Annotated in this window: 18 protein-coding genes; 6 read left to right on the forward strand and 12 right to left on the reverse strand. The window is 45.6% G+C overall.

All coding sequences use genetic code 11. From position 1 onward, the window contains the following. Window positions 1-107 precede the first annotated feature (107 nt). Window positions 108-1,148, reverse strand: coding sequence for a methylmalonyl Co-A mutase-associated GTPase MeaB (meaB, locus tag BUB37_RS11180; protein WP_094766692.1), 1,041 nt, complete (start codon window positions 1,146-1,148; stop codon window positions 108-110). Window positions 1,149-1,469: 321 nt separating this feature from the next. On the opposite strand from meaB, the gene BUB37_RS11185 reads away from it, so the two are divergent. Beyond that, a complete protein-coding gene (locus tag BUB37_RS11185) occupies window positions 1,470-1,895 on the forward strand; it encodes an organic hydroperoxide resistance protein (RefSeq protein WP_072994016.1) in 426 nt (141 codons plus the stop codon). 53 nt (window positions 1,896-1,948) lie between these two features. On the opposite strand, the gene BUB37_RS11190 is transcribed toward BUB37_RS11185, so the two are convergent. From BUB37_RS11190 to BUB37_RS11200, 3 genes are all read right to left on the reverse strand, one after another. Continuing rightward, window positions 1,949-2,851, reverse strand: a complete 903-nt coding sequence (locus BUB37_RS11190) for an aldose epimerase family protein (protein ID WP_072993529.1) — start codon at window positions 2,849-2,851, stop codon at window positions 1,949-1,951. Between the two features lie 273 nt (window positions 2,852-3,124). Continuing rightward, window positions 3,125-3,808: a peptide-methionine (S)-S-oxide reductase MsrA gene (gene msrA / locus BUB37_RS11195; RefSeq protein WP_072993533.1), complete on the reverse strand. Its 684-nt coding sequence runs from the start codon at window positions 3,806-3,808 to the stop codon at window positions 3,125-3,127. Between the two features lie 115 nt (window positions 3,809-3,923). Then, window positions 3,924-4,943 (reverse strand): malectin domain-containing carbohydrate-binding protein, encoded by a 1,020-nt coding sequence (locus BUB37_RS11200; protein ID WP_072993535.1) that lies wholly within the window; start codon window positions 4,941-4,943, stop codon window positions 3,924-3,926. Between the two features lie 485 nt (window positions 4,944-5,428). Here BUB37_RS11200 and BUB37_RS11205 point away from each other — a divergent pair, with 485 nt between their 5' ends. Next, on the forward strand, window positions 5,429-5,650 hold the full coding sequence (locus tag BUB37_RS11205) for a hypothetical protein (RefSeq protein ID WP_072993538.1): 222 nt from the start codon (window positions 5,429-5,431) through the stop codon (window positions 5,648-5,650). On the opposite strand, the gene BUB37_RS11210 is transcribed toward BUB37_RS11205, so the two are convergent. Further along, window positions 5,651-6,355, reverse strand: coding sequence for an arylesterase (locus BUB37_RS11210; protein WP_072993541.1), 705 nt, complete (start codon window positions 6,353-6,355; stop codon window positions 5,651-5,653). It abuts the gene before it with no gap. A gap of 93 nt (window positions 6,356-6,448) precedes the next feature. On the opposite strand from BUB37_RS11210, the gene BUB37_RS11215 reads away from it, so the two are divergent. The 4 genes from BUB37_RS11215 to BUB37_RS11230 all read left to right on the forward strand — a co-directional run bounded on the left by BUB37_RS11215 (window position 6,449) and on the right by BUB37_RS11230 (window position 10,994). After that, on the forward strand, window positions 6,449-7,144 hold the full coding sequence (locus BUB37_RS11215; protein WP_072993550.1) for an ABC transporter ATP-binding protein: 696 nt from the start codon (window positions 6,449-6,451) through the stop codon (window positions 7,142-7,144). Beyond that, window positions 7,141-9,690, forward strand: a complete 2,550-nt coding sequence (locus BUB37_RS11220; protein WP_244526807.1) for an ABC transporter permease — start codon at window positions 7,141-7,143, stop codon at window positions 9,688-9,690. The genes BUB37_RS11215 and BUB37_RS11220 overlap by 4 nt, the downstream gene beginning before the upstream one ends. 460 nt (window positions 9,691-10,150) lie before the next feature. Further along, a complete protein-coding gene (locus BUB37_RS11225; protein ID WP_072993553.1) occupies window positions 10,151-10,390 on the forward strand; it encodes a hypothetical protein in 240 nt (79 codons plus the stop codon). 346 nt (window positions 10,391-10,736) lie between these two features. Beyond that, window positions 10,737-10,994: a hypothetical protein gene (locus tag BUB37_RS11230; RefSeq protein WP_072993556.1), complete on the forward strand. Its 258-nt coding sequence runs from the start codon at window positions 10,737-10,739 to the stop codon at window positions 10,992-10,994. Between the two features lie 219 nt (window positions 10,995-11,213). Here the strand turns inward: BUB37_RS11230 and BUB37_RS11235 are convergent, their stop codons facing one another. The 7 genes from BUB37_RS11235 to BUB37_RS21625 all read right to left on the reverse strand — a co-directional run bounded on the left by BUB37_RS11235 (window position 11,214) and on the right by BUB37_RS21625 (window position 20,506). Continuing rightward, window positions 11,214-12,437 carry a sensor histidine kinase gene (locus tag BUB37_RS11235; RefSeq protein WP_072993558.1) on the reverse strand — a complete coding sequence of 408 codons (1,224 nt, stop codon included), beginning with the start codon at window positions 12,435-12,437 and terminating at the stop codon, window positions 11,214-11,216. Between the two features lie 128 nt (window positions 12,438-12,565). Continuing rightward, window positions 12,566-13,960 carry a Gfo/Idh/MocA family oxidoreductase gene (locus BUB37_RS11240; RefSeq protein WP_072993561.1) on the reverse strand — a complete coding sequence of 465 codons (1,395 nt, stop codon included), beginning with the start codon at window positions 13,958-13,960 and terminating at the stop codon, window positions 12,566-12,568. 287 nt (window positions 13,961-14,247) lie between these two features. Then, window positions 14,248-15,477 carry a sensor histidine kinase gene (locus BUB37_RS11245; protein ID WP_072993564.1) on the reverse strand — a complete coding sequence of 410 codons (1,230 nt, stop codon included), beginning with the start codon at window positions 15,475-15,477 and terminating at the stop codon, window positions 14,248-14,250. A 177-nt stretch (window positions 15,478-15,654) separates the two neighbouring features. Then, a complete protein-coding gene (gene secA, locus BUB37_RS11250; RefSeq protein WP_072993567.1) occupies window positions 15,655-19,017 on the reverse strand; it encodes a preprotein translocase subunit SecA in 3,363 nt (1,120 codons plus the stop codon). A 282-nt stretch (window positions 19,018-19,299) separates the two neighbouring features. Next, window positions 19,300-19,524 carry a DUF2795 domain-containing protein gene (locus BUB37_RS11255; RefSeq protein WP_013994285.1) on the reverse strand — a complete coding sequence of 75 codons (225 nt, stop codon included), beginning with the start codon at window positions 19,522-19,524 and terminating at the stop codon, window positions 19,300-19,302. 194 nt (window positions 19,525-19,718) lie between these two features. Beyond that, window positions 19,719-20,282 (reverse strand): cob(I)yrinic acid a,c-diamide adenosyltransferase, encoded by a 564-nt coding sequence (locus BUB37_RS11260; RefSeq protein ID WP_072993570.1) that lies wholly within the window; start codon window positions 20,280-20,282, stop codon window positions 19,719-19,721. Window positions 20,283-20,344: 62 nt separating this feature from the next. Then, on the reverse strand, window positions 20,345-20,506 hold the full coding sequence (locus BUB37_RS21625; RefSeq protein ID WP_170863155.1) for a hypothetical protein: 162 nt from the start codon (window positions 20,504-20,506) through the stop codon (window positions 20,345-20,347). Window positions 20,507-20,517 lie beyond the last annotated feature (11 nt).

A 20,517-nucleotide genomic window follows, 5' to 3' on the forward strand; every position in this document is an offset into this window, starting at 1 on the left:
ATTTAGGGTTTTATTGCATAGTGGGGGATTTAAAGCGTAAAGAACGAACTATTGTGCATATCAATACGGTACATCGGAAAGGACCAAATCGGGCGGAGGGTATCGCTTCAGGTATTCTTTGACAGGGCGATAAGTTTTTCAGCGGCCCGATAGGGGGTGATTTCTTGGTTAATCACTTTCTCCGTGTAAAAATCCATCTTTTCAACTACCTTTTGATTATTGAAAAAAGCCGTTTTTAATAGTCCTTCAATACTCTCATAGAGCCAGTTTTTGTTTTGCTCCTTTCTTTTTTGGCTAAAATAGGATGTACGTCTTGCTTCTCCGATATAACTTTCAATGGTCTTCCAAACGCTAAGAACACTGTTGTCGTCAAAAGCGGAACAGATGAGCACCTTGGGTTTCCAGTCATTTTCCTTCGGCGGGTACAAGGCCAAGGCCCTTTTAAATTCGGTGGCCGCCGCTTTGGCGTTTTCCAGGTTGTTCCCATCCGCCTTGTTGATTGCAATGGCATCGGCCATTTCTATAATCCCCCGCTTTATGCCCTGTAGCTCGTCACCGGCTCCGGGTATCTTCAACAAAAGAAAGAAATCGACCATACCGTGTACGGCAACCTCGCTTTGGCCTACGCCCACAGTTTCGACCAGTATTACGTTGTATCCGGCCGCTTCGCAAAGTATGATGCTCTCCCGCGTTTTACGGGCGACCCCGCCCAAAGATTTGCTTGAGGGAGAGGGGCGAACAAAGGCGTTCGCCTCTTTGACAAGTCCCTGCATACGGGTCTTGTCCCCTAAAATACTTCCTTTGTTTCTGCTGCTTGTCGGGTCTATGGCCAAGACGGCCACCTTGTTCCCTTTTTGGGCAAGGAGTTTTCCCAGGGTTTCGATAAAGGTACTCTTTCCGACACCTGGCACCCCGGTAATTCCGATCCGCATGCTGTCGGTCTTTCGTTGCAGGCATTCTTCCAAAACGATGTTCGCTTTTTCAAAATCATCCTTCCGCGTACTTTCTATAAGGGTAATGGCCTTGGCGAGCATGGTCTTGTCGCCGTTGAAAATCCCTTTGAGCAGATCGTCTATACTGTGTTCGGTTTTTCTTCCTCTTCTGATTTTTGAGATGTTGGCGGGGTCGGTATGCTTCTCGATATCCACTTTTTTAATAGGTTGATGGAGGGTTTAACCTTAGCTTTTTTTCCAGGCGAAACATCGTTCCCATTTAAAATATCACCTTGATGCATGTCTTAAAATGTGTTCGACCAAAGGGTTTCGCCCCTTCCATCGAAAATACGAATAAAATTTGGGCCAATTGGGTTTCGAGGAGAGTGAAAAAACGGTGTAAGGCCGGTCGCATAATAGGGTTTGGACAAGAATATCGATGGATCCTCCGCGTTTTTCACACTAATTTAATACTTCGTTTTATGTAATTGAAAATTGCTGGTGTATCTTAATGGTATAATCATAAAAATAAGGAACATGAAGACTATTTTTCAAACCGCTGCCACCAATACCGGGGGTAGAAACGGGCATGTAAAAAGTGAGGACGGGACCATTGATCTCGATATTAAAATGCCGGATGCCGAAGGAAATACCGATGGCAAATCGACCAACCCCGAGCAATTGTTCGCGGCCGCTTATGCTACTTGTTTTGCTGGAGCGCTTCAGGCTGTGGCCCCGGAACACGGGGTAAAAGACCTGGGCGATTTCAACGTAACGGCCGTGGTGGGCTTCAATAAGGATGAAGATGGCTTTTTTATCGATGCCACTTTAGATTGTTGGTTGCCCACTGTCGACAAGCAGATGGGTGAAAAACTCATCAATTCGGCACACGAAATTTGCCCTTATAGCAAGGCTACCAGGGATAATATTACGGTGGAGCTTAATTTGATGATAGAGGCTTAGAGGCCTTCTTCGGTTTAAAGGCTGGTCAAGAGGTTCTGCAACAGAACCTCTTTTTAGTTTTGGCTGAACCGAAATTCGGATATGTTCCGGTATTTTTCCCTTGGCCTTAAGACACTGCTGGGAAAGTGTTCGTGGTTAGGGGCATCCGGTACGTTTTGGGTCTCGAAGCAAATGGCCGGGAAGTCCTTGGGCGTATAAACGACCATGGAAGGTTGGTTCGTGGCCACCTGGATCGAAATGCCCGAATTTGGCGAGTGGCATTCGGCGGCTACCGTAGAAGCAGGGTCGATAACAAATGGGGTATCCAAGCGTACACCGTTAATGGGCTTGACCGTAGTAAAATCGAAAGGCGAGCCTTTGGTCGCCAAGACCCTTCCGGTGGGCAAGAGGTTGGCTTTGGTCTCTAGGTAACGGGGGCAGTTGAGTTTGAGGCGATAGTTCTTTATCGAGTCTTCCGCATCCAATCGAAAATAAGAATGGTTGGTCAGGTTTACGACGGTGGTACGGTCGGTAACTGCTTCGTGTATGATTCTTAATGCCTTGCCCTTTAGCACATAGGTGACCGTTGTCTTAAGGTTACCGGGATAGCCCTCCTCTAAATGCGGGCTTTCGTATGAAAGTCTTACATAAGGGTTTTCACCGTGGTTCACCTCCTCAAATTTCCAATATTTCTTTCCGAAACCCTCTTTGCCACCATGAAGATGAACCCCATTTTCGTTATATAGCGGATAGGTTTCACGGTCTAGTGAAAAACCTTTTGAAATCCGACCGGCATATCGCCCGATACAGGCCCCAAGGGAATAGGTGTCATTTAGATATTGACTGGGGTAATCATAGCCTACTACGACATTGGTATAGCTGCCATCCTCGTTTTTGAGCATTAACTTTTGAATAATGGCACCATAATCCAGTACCATTAAAATAATGTTCCCGTTCTGAATCGTAATCTGTTTCAAGAGTGTTCTATTAAAAATTTGTTCAAAATTACTTGTTTTTTACAACATCTTACTATTTGATAGGGAATTGGAATGGGGAAGATTATCGTTAGGGAATAAAGCCGAAGACAAACGCGCCAAGGAGTCGAATCGATGTCATCGACAATGGGGACTTACAGTAGAAAACCTGTTGGCGACTTGGTAATCGGGCCGTTCAAGATGGTGCCCTTTCAGGTTTATTTTAAGGAAGAGCAATCCCTTGTTGATTGTTTTATGGAGTGGTTTATTTAAGAATCAATGCCTTGCGTCGTCTTTAAGGTAGTCCTTGAAGTTCTCCTTAAACCGGTTCAAACGTGGAATCGATACGGCCTTGATGTAAGGATTGTTCGGGTTTTTTCGTTCGAAATCCTGATGGTACTCCTCGGCTTTATAGAACGAAGCGAATTTTGTCACCTGGGTTGTAATGGTACGACCATTGAAAACATCGTGGTCTTCAAGGGCCTTGATGTAACTTTCAATTATTTTCTTTTCTTCCTCGGTCTTATAGAACGCGATAGACCGATATTGAGGGCCGTGATCGGGACCTTGGCGATTAAGGGTGGTCGGGTCGTGCGAGCCAAAAAATACCTGTACCAAAGCCGTAAAGGAAATTACCGAGGGGTCGTAATACACCTGAACCGTTTCCGCATGCTTGGTTTTTCCTGCGGCCACTTGTTCGTATTTTGGGTTTTTTTGGGTTCCACCGGAATATCCCGAAACCACTTCCTTGACTCCCTTTACACTTTCGAATATGGCCTCTACACACCAAAAACACCCACTGGCAAAATAGGCCGTTTCGTATTTTTGGAGCTCTTGCTCTTCCGGTTTGACAATTTCCTCTTTGTCCGGGGAGTTTCGGGCAGCACGCTCGTTTTTGGTATTCGATTGGCATGAGGTACCCAATAAAAGAGAAAGGATTATGAGAACGGTTTGATGCATAATAGATTTGATTTTCTTCGAATTAGTATGGCTTTTATGCCTTTCCTTACGCCAAAAAGAAAAAAGGCCTTCAGAGCATGCGCTTTGAAGGCCTAAAGTTAAGGGTTTACTAGTTTTATTCGGTAGGATCAATGGTCCCGTTTCCTAAAACCTCTATGGCAGAGACTTTGGGCTTGTTAACCGTGGCTTCGAAGGTAATGGTCAATTCACCATCGGTAACTTCGATATCGTACATACGGGTGCCGGCTTTTCCGGCTCCGAGTTCTTTGTAAAGGTCGTATCCTGTGAAAATTTGGGTGTCCTCCATGGAAACGTTAAAGATTCTGCTTCCTTCTCCACCTTCCAAGCCTTCAGGGTTGTCAACCCCCCAATAGATTTCGGCAAAGTGCAGTTTCACGGTGTAAGTACCGTTGGTAACAGGGATTTTGTACGAAAAAGGTCCTTTAACCTTGGTGTTGTCCGAAATTCTTTCGGTCAAATAGATTACACCAACGTCGGTATCATCTTCGGTAAAAAGAGGATTGGAATAGGATTCGGTAGGTCCATCAAAATATTGATCTTGCAAAAATGTAACCCCGTCAAATTCCACTTCACCACCACCGCAATTGATTCGAAGTAGGGTAGGGCCCACGGGCTCGGTCGATTGCTCGACCTCTTGGGCAGGGTTTGATTCATCCGGGTTAAAGGTAATATCGACAGTGCTGGTGATGGCCTCACCGTTCAAGGTGCCCGAAACCGTTACCGTTTCCTCTACCTCTCCGGTGACGGTCGCGGTATAGGTGCCGTCGCCGTTGTCCGTAACTTCGGAAATTTCAGCCGATCCGTTAACTTCCAAGACCACGGTTCCACCACTCGTACTTAACAAATTGCCATCGGCATCGGCCAATTGAACGGTTACCGTCGAAGTACTTACCCCTTCGGAGTGGGCGGCGGCGGTGGCACTTATGGTCGTGTTCTCATTGGTAGGGTCGGCGACGGGCGCTTCCTCTTCCTCTTCTTCCTCTTCTTGTTCCTCTTCCTGTTCGGTTTCAGGGGTGTCGCCACCATCATCGCTGCTGCACGCTACGGGCACCATAACAAACGATGCCAGAAGAAATGCAAGCAAAGCAAACTTTGTAATCCAATTGCGTTTCATAATTCAGAAGTTTTAAAATTAATTCATTTTCCTGTTCAAAGAATTTGTGCAAATTATTCAAAACGTACCCATAGTACAATAATTTCTTAGTTTTATCGATAAAATGCCCAAGTAATCGTTAGGTTTTATTTTATTAAAATAAAGTGTCGACACCATAGCGATCAAAGTGGGGCCCTTAAGGGAAGATCTCTTTTTGTAGTACGATATCGCTTGCAACCCTTTATCGACTTTCAAACATACGGCATAAGCCTATTTTCCTATTGGAAAGGGATATATAAGTATCCACTTATTGACTTTGTGATGTAAAATATCGATAAAGGGAAGCATTTCTACGACCAACTGTTCTTACAAAATGGGTTGTAGGACTACAAATAGGGTCATTTTGTCGAAGTATTTGTATTTCGTCGTGAATTAGGGGTGTTTTGACGATTTTTACTTCCTACAAGGACGCTTGCCAAGGTTTAATAGGGTGTAAATCTTGTGTGATGAAACTTATAGCCTTAGTGATCTTTCTTTTTTTTAATATTAATGTACAGGCAGGTACAGGTCTATCCGACTCCATTACTATAAAGGGGGAGCAAGGAATGGACCATGTCGATAAGGAGATAGTCCACGGGCCAACTGCCAAGGTCTATAAATTTAAGCGAAACAAGATAAAGGCAGCCTTGCGTTTCACGACAAAGGAAAAAACACCGAAGTACGCTTGATTATTGATCCAATTTAGGCGCCACGAGATGCTCTTCCAGAACCTGCCAAACGTTTTCCATAACAATTTTATGCCCCTCCGCGGTAGGATGTATGCCATCTTCTATGTTCAATTCGGCCCTACCGGCGACATTTTCCAAAAGGAAGGGAATTAAATCGACATTGTTGGCCTCTGCCAGTTCGGGAAACAATCTTCCGAACTCAATGGCATAGGCTTGCCCCATGTTGGGCGGTATTTGCATGCCCGCCAAGATTATTTTGATATCGGGACTTTTCGCCCTGACCAAGTCTATCATCGATTGAAGGTTTTTTTTGGTCTCGACCAAGGAGACTCCCCTGAGACCATCATTGGCTCCCAACTCCAAGACAAAAATGTCAACTTGTTGGTCGAGCACCCATTTTAGTCGGTTAAGGCCACTTGAAGTCGTCTCGCCACTTAATCCTGAATTGATCGCCTTATAATTTAGTCCCAATGAATCTAATCTGGCCTGTATCAGGGCAGGGAAAGCCTCTTCCATATCTATCCCATATCCGGCGGTAAGACTGTTGCCGAAAAATAAAATGACCTTGGCATTGTCCTTAACCTCGGTTTTTGGGTCGCGTGGGGCTTCTTCGGAGGCCTTTGACGCTTCCTTTTTTGAACCCTCACCGCATGAAACCAAGAGGATAACCCATAAAAAATAACTAAACTTTAAGATGTTTCGCATAGTCGAGAAGTCAAAAAATAGAAATCAATTGCTTATTTTTCCATTCGTTCCCTACTTCGATAGGGAATCCTATGAAAAGGAAAAATCCAATTAATGACAAAGATATTAAACGTTCGTCACCTAGGGAAAAGTTACCGTAGTGGAGCCAATAGGTTGAATATTCTGGATGATATATCATTTCAAGTAGACCAAGGCGATACCTTTGCGATCGTGGGCCCCTCGGGAAGTGGAAAAACGACGCTTTTGGGATTGGCAGCCGGTCTTGATTATCCCGATTCGGGTACAATAGAACTATGTGGGATGGACCTGAATACGCTCAATGAAGATCGGCGGGCCTTATTGCGCAACAGTGAAGTGGGCTTTATCTTTCAAAATTTTCAACTCTTGCCTACTTTAACGGCCCTTGAAAACGTAATTGTACCCCTCGAGCTGCAAGGAAGCCCAAATGCCCTTGAAATAGGCAAAGAACTGTTGCGAAAGGTAGGACTTTCGGATCGTATGGGGCATTACCCCTCACAGCTTTCGGGTGGGGAGCAACAACGTGTGGCCTTGGCCCGTGCTTTTTCGAACAAGCCCTCGATATTGTTTGCCGATGAGCCAACGGGAAATTTGGATGAGGAAACCGGGGAAAAGGTGATTCGGTTGTTATTCGATTTAAACAGGGAGGCAGGTACAACCTTGGTGATTGTAACCCATGATCTGGATTTGGCCAAAAAATGCAATCGGGTGTTGCGTTTAAAAGGAGGAAGGGTCATTGCCGATATACCTACTGAACAGTTACGGGTATGAACAAGGGAACTACCTCAAAAACGGGATTCGGTTGGTTGTTGAAAATGGCATGGCGAGATGGCAAGGCCAGTGGAAAAAGACTTCTTTTGTTTATGGCGTCCATTGTTTTGGGCATTGCCGCCGTAGTTGCCATACAGTCTTTCGGCGAAAACCTGAAAGACAATATCGGGCAACAGTCCAAAGCCTTAATGGGAGCCGACTTTATTATCGACAGCAACCGTCCGCCCAATGAACGGGTGGAGCGGATAATAGATTCTTTGGGCGGTGCCGATGCCAAGTCGATAAGTTTTCCCTCCATGGCCACACTGGGAAAAACAGGGGCCACCAAGCTGGTCAGTGTCAAAGGTGTTGAAGGACCCTTCCCTTTTTATGGCGAGTTGGAAACCGACCCCGCCAGGGCGGCCAAAACCTATCAGGCGGATGGGGGAACCTTGGTCGATGCTACCTTGATGCTTCAATACGGATTGGTCTTGGGCGATTCCATTTCCATAGGTAAACTAAGGTTGCCCATCGTCGGTTCATTGATTTCCGCTCCCGGTAACAACGGTCTTACGGCCTCAGTGGCGCCGGCCGTGCTCATGCCCTACAATTTGATCGAATCGACGGGACTGGTTCAGGTGGGCAGTAGAATTGACTATGACTATTATTTCGTGGCCCAACCGGGCCAAGACCTGGAGGATCTTGATGAAATTCTCGATCCCCAACTCGATGCGGAAAATGCCGATCTGGATACGCACCTATCCACAGGTAGGCAATTGGGAAGGCGTTATGACAATTTTGGGAAATTCCTGAACATTGTCGCCTTTATTGCCCTTCTTTTGGGATGTGTGGGGGTTGCCAGTTCGGTACATATATACATCAAGGAGAAGCTACGGTCGGTTGCCGTATTAAAATGTATCGGAGCGACCCGCAGACAGACTTTTTCTATCTTTTTGGTCCAGATCCTTGCCATGGGACTTTTCGGCGGATTGGTCGGTTCCTTGCTGGGGGTGCTGCTGCAACAAGTTTTTCCATTGATGTTAAAGGGCTTCCTCCCCTTTGAAATCGAAATTACCTTTTCTTTTGAACCGATAATTATGGGGCTTTTGCTCGGCGTTTTTATGTCGGGACTGTTTGCCTTATCGCCCCTGTTGACCACTTGGTACGTGTCGCCCTTGCAGGCCTTGCGTATCGGCGACAACGGTGGTAAAAAATCCAGGGGTACCGATCTTTTTGTCGTATTGGCCCTATTGGGCTTCATCTTTGTATTTGCCCAGTTTCTTTTGGATGATTGGAAATACGCCTTGTCGTTCGTTACCGGGGTTCTGGTCGTGTTTGCCATACTCTCGGGGATGGCCCTTTTGGTCATGAACATCGTCAAAAAAAAGTTCCCCCACGCTTGGGGCTTTACCGCCAGGCAAAGCTTGTTGAATCTTTTTAGGCCGAACAACCAGACCTTGGTGCTGGTACTGGCCATTGGTGTAGGCACGTTCTTGGTCAGTACCCTATATTTTACAAAAGATATATTACTGGACAAAACCCATTTGGAAAACAATGAAAAAGCGCCGAATCTTATATTGATGGATGTTCAGACGGACCAAAGGCAAGTAGTAGCCGAAAATATCGAGCAAATGGGACTTCCTGTCTTGAACAATATTCCTATTGTTACCATGCGCGTTCAAAAAATAAAGGACCGTGCCGTAAGTGAAATTCGAAAGGATTCGACATCGACGATCAATACGTGGGTCTTGAACCATGAGTTTCGGGTTACCTATCGCGATTCTCTGATCGCTTCCGAGACCTTGGGTTCGGGATCGTGGCCGGCGCAAGCCTCGGAGGAAGGAGTGGTGCCGATTTCCCTTTCCGATAACGTGGCGCGCGATGCTCAGGTCGATCTTGGGGATAGGCTTGTTTTCAACGTTCAGGGTGTTCCCATGGAAACGGAGGTCGTAGGTATAAGGACGGTAGACTGGGGGCGGATGCAACTGAATTTCAATATCCTTTTTCCTACCGGGGTATTGGAGAATGCGCCCCAATTTCATGTGCTGACGGCCCATGCACCGAACGAAGGGAAGTCGGCAGAGGTACAGCGCGCCTTGGTCTCCGAGTTTCCTACCATATCGATTATCGATTTACGGCAGGTATTGACCGTCGTTGAAGGTATTTTGGACAAAATTTCGTGGGTCATAAACTTTATGGCCTTTTTCAGTATCCTTACGGGCATTATCGTTTTAATAGGTGCGGTTCGCACCAGTAAGTATCAACGTATCAAGGAGAGTGTGCTCTTGCGTACCCTGGGGGCAAAGGGCAAGCAGATTACCCAAATAGCCGTATTTGAATATTTGTATTTGGGGCTCATTGGTACTTTGTCGGGCGTATTCTTGGCATTGTTGGGCAGTGGTTTATTGGCACTGTTCGTGTTTAAGGCCACCTTTGTGCCGTCGGTCGTGCCCTTTGTAATTATTTTGCCGTTTATAACGTTGCTGGTTATGGGCGTCGGGGTATTCAATAATCGAAGTGTCTTGAGCAATGCCCCTTTAAAAGTTCTTAGAAAGGAAGTTTCCTAGGCCGATTCGTCCGTACCTTGACCGATAAGCTTCCAATTATCTTTTACCACTTTTCTGTCGAAGCCCTAAATTGTCCTGTAGCCGAAAAAGGCAAAAGCCTACAATGGTAGGTGTATCGGGTCCGACCCTTTGGCACAAATAGGATTAAGGTGTTTATCCAGCCCCAATACCCAATACCCAATACCCAATATCCAATAAGGTGGCGAGGGATCCGTCAATGAAAAAGGAAATAGCGGGCGATTTATACGGAGGACTGTTTTTTGGGGACGTCCTTTCCGATAAAACCAAGTTGAAATGCACTTAATTTCGATAAGGTGTTTCTAGGCCCTTTTACGGTTATCGATGGTTTTTTACACTTCATCCCAATTTTTGCAACTTATCGAGTATTTAAATGGGTTGAACGAAGCGAAACCCCGTATAATGGGGGCTGTGGAGTTTTATATATATAAAGCTTACAGTCATGAAAACTATCGCAACCCTAATTTTTGTTCTTTTTATCGGAGTTACCGCCCAAGCCCAGAATGCTTCTGAAGAGGTAAAGGTAGAAACCGTTACTATGGCCATAGTGGTAAAAACCGATGTTGAAAAAACAAGTACTGAAAACAAGGTTGAAATTGCCCGTTTGTACAAACGTCCAAATGCACGGGTAAAGAAGGCCCTTACTTTTACGACAAAACGAAACCGACCCAAAATGGCATAAGGTAGCGAAAGTGTATTTCAAGTCCCATATTTAACCAGGCCTCCTTTTTCCAAAAAGGAGGTTTTTTTGTGCGTGTCGATTTTTCGGGCCGGGATAATCGCCAGTCCGTTAAACCGGCTCGAGATAATTTCCATCAAATTCTTTCAAAGCGATATTATGGGCATAATTTGATACGATAAAACGCATATAGTTTCGATATGTTGATTTTGTGGCAAAAACCGTTGTCGATTTTTTCTGCCTTTTAATCGCAACTTTTTACTTCCACCGAAAAATCAAGTCGTTTCGACGAGCAATTACTTCACAAATGCTGGCCTTGAAGTTATTTAGTAGTACCCAAATGTTACCTATGAAAGCTATTGTTACCTTAGTATTCGTCATTTTTTTCGGAGTTGTGGCCCAGGCAAACGACCAGGTCGAGACCAAAGTGGACACCATTGAAATGGAAGTTGTTCCGGTTATCGATTCTGCCTTTTCCGGTAGCACCGTTGAAGTGGTTGCGGTAGGTCCTTCGAAAAGTATCGTACGCTTATATAGGTCAAAGTACTCACGGGTAAAGAAGGCCTTGTCGTTTTCAACCAAATATAGCCGATCTAAACTGGCCTAGGCGATTGCCCTCTACCGGGCTGCTAAAGCAAGTCTCATCTAATCCCAAGAAATTATGCTAACCGTTATGATCCTTACCGTTTTGGCCGTGTGTGTGGCCCATGTACTTATTTTTCCAAAAACTATGGGGGTATTGCGCCCGTTGAAAATTACAGCGAAAAAGTGATTTGCGGGCAGGCGGTTATTTCTAAGATGGACCGCGGCCTGGTAACCGTTGATACTAGCGGGGAACCGGGGCTATTTGATTGCTGATGTTCTTGAATTTTACGATATAATGGGTTCCTTTCTTCGAGAAATCGCGTGTGATCGTACCCTGCAGTTGCCTGACGAGGTTATGAATAAGTTTTAGTCCCAGCGATTGTGTGGTCTTGTAGCTTACCGTTTCAGGAAAGCCCACCCCGTTATCGCCTATATTCAGTAGGTATTCATTGTCCTTATCCTTGGTGAGCTTAATGCGGATCTCACCCTTGTTTTCGTCTACAATGCCATATTTGAGCGCATTTGTGACCGCTTCGTTGATCAACAGGCCCAATGGGATGGCCGTATCGATATTAAGCTTAAGGTCGGGGATGTCGATATCCAAGGTAATATTGCTGCTGGTCCCCTTGATCGATCGAATGAGATATTCGGCCAGTTCCTGCACGTAGGAACGGTACTCGATTTTCGAAAGGTCTTCGCGAAGGTATAGCATTTCGTGGACCATGGCCATCGAAATAACCCTGTTCTGACTGCTTTTTAAAAGGTTCTTGACCTCTTTGTCCGCAATGTTCCTCGATTGAAGGCTCAACAGACTGGAAACGGTCTGCAGATTGTTTTTTACACGGTGGTGTACTTCTTTGATAAGGGTCTCTTTTTCATTGATTTTCTCCTCAAGGGCCGTCTTGGTCTTATATAGGTTGTGATGGGCGTGCAAGAGGTTTTTACCAAAGACACCACCCAGTAGATAGACCGAAAACAATACGCTTAGCAGGGCAAATATATTACGCGATTCTTCGGGCACCACATTGGATACAAAGCTGAAATCGGCAATACTCTGTGAATAGATCAGTACGATAATCAAGAGATTAAGGTTCAGGTAAAGCGTTCCGTACGACTTTGTGGTCACGTAACCGGCCACCACGATCAAAGCCAAGATAAAGATAAAAGGGCTGTTGATACCACCACTGTATAAAGTAATGACACTTGCTCCCGCAAGTGTCATTATCGATACGGTATTATAGGTGAGTAGAAGGTTTTTATGGTATCTATAAAGAAAGGTGTTGATCAGGTTGAGGATGCCGAAGGCCAAAAAGACATAAGGAATGACAATTTTGATGTCCAGAACATAAAGACAGGTGAAGAAGAACAACAATGAAAAGATCGAGGTAAAGTAATTGATCTTGACAATCAATTTAGCCTTGTCTTTAAACCGTTGTTCTTGGGGCCTTTTTGTTTGACGGTTCATAAGGGGAATTTTAATTTAATTAATATTAGGAAAATACCCACAATTTCAATTGAAATTACTTATGTTTTCTTGCAAAATCAATATTTTGCCCAACTATTCTTCATACTAAAAGTTAAATTTTTGCTGTTTTAGCTTCTTTCGATTTTTGGCTTAAGGTCGGTCAAATCCGCAATTTTGATCGGTTTTCCCGTTTCGATGCTTCTTCGGGCACCGATACCTATTAAAATTGACATGGCCCCGTCGCGTACACCTGCGGTTCTCCCATATGGGTCTTTGGTTTCGGGGCTTTTGAATATTTTATCGTGCAAACGTTTATCACCCCCTCCGTGGCCGCTTTTTTCCATCGCTACCTGTATGGTTTCATGTTTATTCCAGAGTTTGTGTAAAATTACAGGTTCGTAGGCGATTTCGTCCTTGCCGGTCTGGGCCATTTCCTTGGCGTGTTTTTCGGCCTCGTCAATCGTGTCGTTTTTAAAATAAGGGATGTCTTGCCAGGCTTCTATCCGCCCTTCGGTACCGTTGATTCCAACGCGCCATCCTTCGTACGGCGAATACGTGGTAAGGGAATAATTAAGAACGGTGTTGTTCGCATATTTTACCTGGGCCGACATTTTATCGTAGATATCGATATCCTCCCTAAAAAGACAGTTGTCCCGTATATAGCCGTCGTGGTGCTCGTGGTTGGCGTACAGGTTCATCATGCGCTCGTCTTTGGTGATGTCCCAATGGAACTTACACTCGTTCTTATGCGTGCAGGTTCTGCATTTGTCCCCCCTAAACGGTCCGTTTTTTCCATAAAACTCCAAATCGCCATAGGCAAAGACCTCGCTTGGTTCAGAGTCTATCCACCAGTTGAGCAGGTCAAAATGATGGGTTGACTTATGTACCCAAAGTGAGCCCCCACTTTCCATTTCACCATGCCAGCGTCTAAAGTACGAGGCACCGTGATAGGTGTTGAGGTACCAGTGAAAGTCAACCGAAACCAATTTGCCGATGGCATTGTTCATTAGCAGCTCCTTGACCTTGGTGGCATAGGGGCTCCAGCGATAGTTGAAACCTACGATCAGTTTTTTGTCCGATTTTCTTTCGGCATCCAAAATGGCTTGGCATTTGTCCTCATCGGTGGTCAATGGTTTTTCGGTAAGTACGTCGCACCCCATTTCCAATCCCTTTATGATAAATTCGTGGTGGGTGGAATCTTTGGTGGTAACGATTACCAGTTCCGGTTTGGTTTTCTTCACCATTTTTTCGAAATCGGTGAAAGTGGGACACGAGGTGCCAATGTACTTTTTCCCGTATTCCAAGCGTCCCGGGTTGATGTCGCAGAGCCCTACGAACTCCAAAATGTCCGAGTACTGGTCGACGAGACGTTTTCCCCAAAACGAAGTTCCCCTGACACCCGTTCCTACGAGAACCACTTTTAGCTTTTTCGTTTTTCCAAAGTCGAAAGCGTGTATGGGCATGGCCGTGGATGCAGCTAACATACTGATTGAAGAAATGAATTTACGTCTTGAGTTTGTCATTGTTTTTTAAAATTTGGTGAGTTATGACTTAAAGATATTGATTTTTTAATAATTGCATTTTACCTCCGAGGGTGTTTGTGATAAAAAGGGTAGGTAGCCACTTTGCACAAAGGCGACATTAGCGGTGTTTTATAGAAGTGAAGCACCGTAGTCCGGTGCCTATCGATGGGCATGATATGAACGGGGCCGGGGTTCGACGTTTTCCGCAAAGGGGCTGGGTAATAGGTTCTTGTTCTTGCCAAGGGGAGGGGGCAAGGGCTGCGCTTGTCCTGACCAATGCCCTATACCTATGTACGGGGTTGAGGAATGTGCTTCAATTTTTTCTCAATATCCTTAAAGGTAATCGAATAGCATGTACCTTTGGCGGCCTTTATCCTTCTTACCGAACCGTGAAGCTGCCTTGCCAAGTTGTGGATGAGTTTTAGGCCCAGGGACTTGGTATTCCTGTAATCGGTATGTTCGGGAAAACCCGCTCCATCATCGCTGACCAATAAGGTATAGGTGTCGTTAGCTTCGTTCCTTTTCAATGAAATGGTAATGCATCCCTTACGGCTTTCGACAAAACCGTACTTTAAGGAATTGGTTACCGTTTCATTTATCAATAGTCCAAGGGGTATGGCCGTGTCTATGCCCAATTGAACGTCAGGTATGTCGAGAACCAGGTCGATATCGTGTTGTTGGTCGTTCAGCGATTTGATCAGGTATTCGGTGAGTTCCTGTACGTATATTTTAAACTCGATTTTAGACAGGTTTTGCCTCAAATAGAGCATCTCATGGATCATTGCCATCGAAAGCACCCGGTTTTGGCTGCCCTTGATCAGCTCCTTTATCTGTTGGTTGTCGCTGTTTTTGGCCTGTAGGTTCAATAGGCTCGATACGGTCTGCAGGTTGTTTTTTACCCTATGGTGTACTTCGCGAAGCAGCATTTCCTGTTCGTCTATGCGTTTTTCGATTTCGCTCTTGGAACGGTAAAGGTTGTGGTGGGTTTCGAGTAGGTTCTTTCCGAAGATCCATCCCAGTAAATAAACCGAGAAGAGTATACTGGCCAAGCTGAAAAGGTCTTGGGCACCACTGGAGACCTCATCGGGAAAGATATTCAGGTCTAGCCAATCAATAAGGTAAATGATAACGATACTGGTAATTACGATGTACATATAGATCTTGCCGAGTAACTGGGTAGATACATAGCCTGCCAGTACGATGATGGCGAGGATGAATATAAAGGAGCTGTTGATGCCACCGCTACAAAGACTGATCACCATTGTGCTGGCCCAGGATAGAATGGAGGTGTATATGGCCATTGCGGTAAGACTACCGTGGTATTTAAAGGCGACCGAATTAAGAAGGTTCAAGGAGGCATAGAGGAAGAAAACGAAGGGAATCGTGCCTTTGACATCGATGATGAAAATGCAAAACAACCCAAACACTATGCTCAGGCCCGAGGAAGTATAATTGAATTTGAGCAGTAACTTGGTCTTATTGCCAAGTCGATCGCTATCTATCTGGGATTTTTTCATATAGGTGCTACGGTCGCATATGGCCTTGATAGGGGTTATGTAGCTTAAATCTTGTTAAAAGATAAGAAATAATCTGAAATTCAACCGCATATAATCGGTTATTGGCAAAAAAGAACGGCAACCTTTGGTTTTAGGTTGCCGTTATCAAGAACTATTTGCTCCTTAATGTCAAAAATATCATTCGTCGGTAAGCACCCATTCGCCTTTTTCGATCAAAGGTTCCGCTTGCTTGTACTTGACGGTCTTGCTTTCGCCGCTCATTACATTTTTTATGGTCACCCGGTCGTTACGGCCTATTTTGGGACGTTCCCTTACAATTGTTTCGGTAACTTGGGGCCTTTGCCCTTGGGTAGCCCCTGCCGCCCTGTTGCGGGCCGCCATTTCGTCGCTGTTGGGGATTTCCTCCTTGGAGGTCTGAAGGTTTTCCTTGGGCCGGCGAACATTTCTGGCCTCCTGTATCTCGTTCGGGTTGCCAGTGGGGAGTTCCCCTTTGAACAAAAACGACACTACTTCTTTGTTGACCTTGTCGATCATGGCCTTGAACAGTTCAAAGGCCTCGAACTTGTATATCAAAAGGGGGTCCTTTTGTTCGTGAACGGCAAGTTGTACCGATTGTTTCAACTCGTCCATCTTGCGCAAATGGGTTTTCCACGAATCGTCTATAATGGCCAGGGTTATATTCTTTTCAAAGTCGTTTACCAACCGCTTGCCTTGGGTTTCGTAGGCCTCTTGTAGGTCGGTTACCACGTTAAGGGTTTTGATGCCGTCGGTAAAGGGGACTACGATACGTTCAAATTTATTGCTGTTGTCTTCGTACACTTTTTTGATTACCGGAAACGCCGTCGCGGCATTGCGCTCCATCTTTTCCTGGTAATGCTTGTAAACATGGTCGTAGACTTTCAGGGTTATGTCCTGCACGCCCATCCTCGAAAAATCGTTTTCCGTAATAGGGGAGGTGAACGAGAAGTATTTGATCAGTTCGAACTCAAAATTCTTATAGTCGTTTGCCGCTTTATTGGTATCTACAATCACCTCGCAGGTGTCGTACACCATATTGGCGATGTCGACCTTCAGGCGCTCGCCCTGTAGTGCGTGTCTTCTTCTTTTATAGACCACCTCGCGCTGGGCGTTCATTACATCGTCGTATTCCAACAATCGCTTACGCACCCCAAAGTTGTTCTCCTCTACTTTTTTCTGGGCCCTTTCGATAGATTTGGTCATCATTGAGTGTTGGATGACCTCTCCTTCTTCCAAGCCCATTTTGTCCATCATCTTGGCCACCCGGTCCGAACCGAAGAGCCGCATGAGGTTGTCTTCCAAAGAAACGTAGAACTGTGAACTACCGGGGTCTCCCTGACGGCCCGAGCGACCTCTCAACTGCCGGTCGACCCGACGCGAATCGTGCCTTTCGGTACCAATAATGGCCAGACCACCCGCTTTTTTGACCTCTTCGGTCAGTTTGATATCGGTACCACGGCCCGCCATGTTGGTGGCAATGGTAACGACCCCGGGTTTGCCCGCCTCGGCCACTACATCGGCCTCTTTTTTATGAAGCTTGGCGTTCAATACGTTGTGCGGAACCTTTCTGATGTGCAACATACGGGAAAGAAGTTCCGATATTTCCACCGATGTCGTACCGATCAAAACGGGACGGCCCGCCTTGGAAAGTTTTGTTACTTCCTCGATGATGGCATTGTATTTTTCGCGTTTGGTCTTGTAGATCAAATCGTTTCTGTCGTCACGGGCTATAGGGCGGTTGGTCGGTATTTCCATCACGTCCAACTTATAGATCTCCCAGAATTCGCCTGCTTCGGTAACCGCCGTACCCGTCATACCCGCCAACTTTTTGTACATTCTGAAGTAATTCTGGAGGGTAACCGTGGCAAAGGTTTGGGTCAGGGCCTCGATCTTGACGTTTTCCTTGGCCTCGATCGCTTGGTGGAGTCCATCGGAATAACGGCGACCGTCCATAATACGGCCGGTCTGTTCGTCAACGATCATTACTTTGTTGTCCATCACCACATATTCCACGTCTTTTTCGAAAAGGGTATAGGCCTTCAACAACTGGGTCATGGTGTGGATGCGTTCACTTTTTACCCCAAATTCCTTAAAGAGTTCTTCCTTGAGTTCGGCTTCTTTTTCGACATCGAGGTTCTGGCTTTCTATTTTTGCGATTTCGGCCCCTATATCGGGCATTACAAAGAAATCGCGGTCCTGTTCTCCCGAAATGTAGTCGACACCTTTATCGGTGAGCTCGATCTGGTTGTTTTTTTCGTCGATCACGAACAATAGGTCTTCATCTACCTTGGGCATTTCCCTATTGTTGTCCTGCATGTAATAGCTTTCGGTCTTTTGGAGCAACTGTTTGATGCCCTCTTCGCTCAAGAACTTGATCAAGGCCTTGTTCTTTGGGAGTCCGCGGTGTACCCTCAACAGTAAAAAACCGCCTTCCTTGGTGTTGCCTTCGGCAATTAACTTTTTGGCTTCGGCCAAGACACCGGTAAGGTGATGGCGTTGTTTGTTGACCAAATCGCTTACCTTGGGCTTGAGTTCGTTGAACTCGTGCCGGTCGCCTTCGGGAACCGGCCCTGAAATGATCAAGGGGGTACGGGCGTCGTCGATCAAAACCGAATCGACCTCATCGACTATGGCGTAGTGGTGTGGGCGTTGAACAAGGTCTTTGGGCGTATGTGCCATATTGTCCCTCAAATAGTCAAAGCCGAATTCGTTATTCGTCCCGTAGGTGATATCGGCATTGTAGGCGGCCCTTCGCCCTTCCGAATTGGGCCTGTGGTGATCGATACAATCGACCGAAAGGCCGTGAAATTCAAATATGGGGGCCATCCAGGCACTGTCCCTTTTGGCCAAATAGTCGTTTACGGTCACCAAATGGGCTCCGTGGCCCGCCAAGGCGTTCAGATAAAGGGGCAGGGTGGCGACCAAGGTCTTTCCTTCACCCGTTTGCATCTCGGCGATCTTGCCCTGGTGCAGTGCAATACCCCCGATGATTTGAACATCGTAGTGAACCATGTCCCAGGTAACTTCTTTTCCGGCCGCGTCCCATGAGTTGCTCCAAATGGCCTTTTCGCCATCCAAAACGACGTAACTTTTGGTGCCCGACAGGTGCCTGTCATACTCAGAGGCGGATACGGTAATGGTTTTGTTGTTGGCGAAACGCTTGGCCGTTTCTTTGACCACGGCAAAGGCCTCGGGAAGTATGTCGTTCAAGGTCTTTTCGGTAATGCCGTAGGCTTCTTCCCTTAACTTGTCTATTTCGGCGTAGATTTCCTCGTTCTTGTCGATGTCGTCGGAAGCCTTTACCTCTTCTTCCAAGGCCTTTATTTTCGCCGTGATATCACTGATGTCTTCGGCAATCCTTTGTTTGAAAGCCCGGGTTTTCGCCCGAAGTTCGTCATGGCTGAGACCTTCCAACTGTTTTTCAAAGGATTTTACCTGTTCTAAAATGGGCTGAAGTGCCTTGACGTCTTTTTCCGATTTGTCGCCAACGAATATCTTTAATACCGAATTTAAAAAACTCATGCTGTTTCTTTAGAATTGAAGCACCACTTGGTGGTGTTATTTTTTCTTTTACTGTTTTGGGCCTTCAAAAGGTGTTCCACTACTACTTTTTGGCCTGAAACGGTTTTCTGACTGCCAAAATTACAGGGAACTTGACCAAGTCGGTCCTTTTACATGGCGAATTTAGCAATTTGTGGGCTAAGAATATCTATTTTTCTTGGGTAATAAAATAGATGGCCAATCTCTTGAAAGCGAACAAAAAAAGCCCCAAGTGGGGCTTTTTTTGCTTTTTTGGGACTTGTATCAATATTCGTCCTCGTTCCAGAGGTAGTCTTCTTCCGTTGGATAATCAGGCCAGATTTCTTCGATAGATTCGTAAATCTCCCCGCCTTCCTCTTCCATGGACTGCAAGTTTTCGACGACCTCTAAAGGCGCACCCGTACGAATGGAATAATCGATCAATTCGTCTTTGGTGGCCGGCCATGGCGCATCACTTAGGTAAGATGCTAGTTCTAATGTCCAATACATTTTTGTAAATCGGTTTTAATTTTTGCAAAAATAATTTTTCTGTTTATATAGCCAAGTAAAATTGGTTAATTTGTCAGCATTATTTTTGTTTTAATAGTTTGATAACGAAGAAATAATCAAATTATTAGAGAATTGCAAATTATTGCTCCCTTTTTATGGCTCAATAACTTCTTGGCGGCACAATCCGACGCTTTTTAGGGCATCCATTTAACCTCTTCGGCCCCTAAATCGTCCGACAATTTTCGTGCCAGTACGAACAGATAGTCGGAAAGTCGATTTAAAAATGTCAAAATCAAGGGGTCAAAAGGTTCTTTTTCGTGAAGCAGGGTACACACTCGTTCGGCCCTTCGGCATACGGTGCGTGCAATATGACAGTATGACACCGCGGTGTGGCCTCCGGGAAGAATGAAATGGGTCATAGGCGAAAGACTGTCGTTCATGGCATCGATTTCACCCTCAAGCAATAGAATGTGCGTATCGGCAAAGTCGGGTATGTCCAATCTTTTCTTGCCCTTTTTTAAAAATGCTTTTTCGGGGTCGGTGGCCAATATGGCCCCTATGACAAATAGTTCCCGTTGTATTTGGGTCAAAAACGTTTGGTGGTGTTGGTCGATGTCTTGATCGCGTACCAGGCCCAGCCAAGAGTTCAGTTCGTCTATCGTGCCGTAGCTTTCGATACGGATATGGTGCTTTTTTACACGGGTGCCCCCGATTAAGGCCGTTGATCCCTTGTCGCCGGTCTTGGTATAGATCTTCATGTGTTTTGCTTATGGCATTGATATTACTTGCTAAGGACCAAATGGAAATCGACTAGGCACGGCTAGTTCGAACCGTCTTCCTTTTCCGGTTTTTTCCTTCTTTGGTAGCCTTCGAGAAATTTTCTGGACTTTCTGTCCTTGGCGCGTCTTCGGTTGGCCATCGAAATAAATAGGTAGATGACTACGACCACGCCCAAAACAATGTAGATGGTGTTTTTGCCCATAACTTTCAAAT

Origin of the sequence: Pseudozobellia thermophila (genome assembly GCF_900141855.1) — a bacterium.
In the GTDB taxonomy this organism is placed as follows: domain Bacteria; phylum Bacteroidota; class Bacteroidia; order Flavobacteriales; family Flavobacteriaceae; genus Pseudozobellia; species Pseudozobellia thermophila.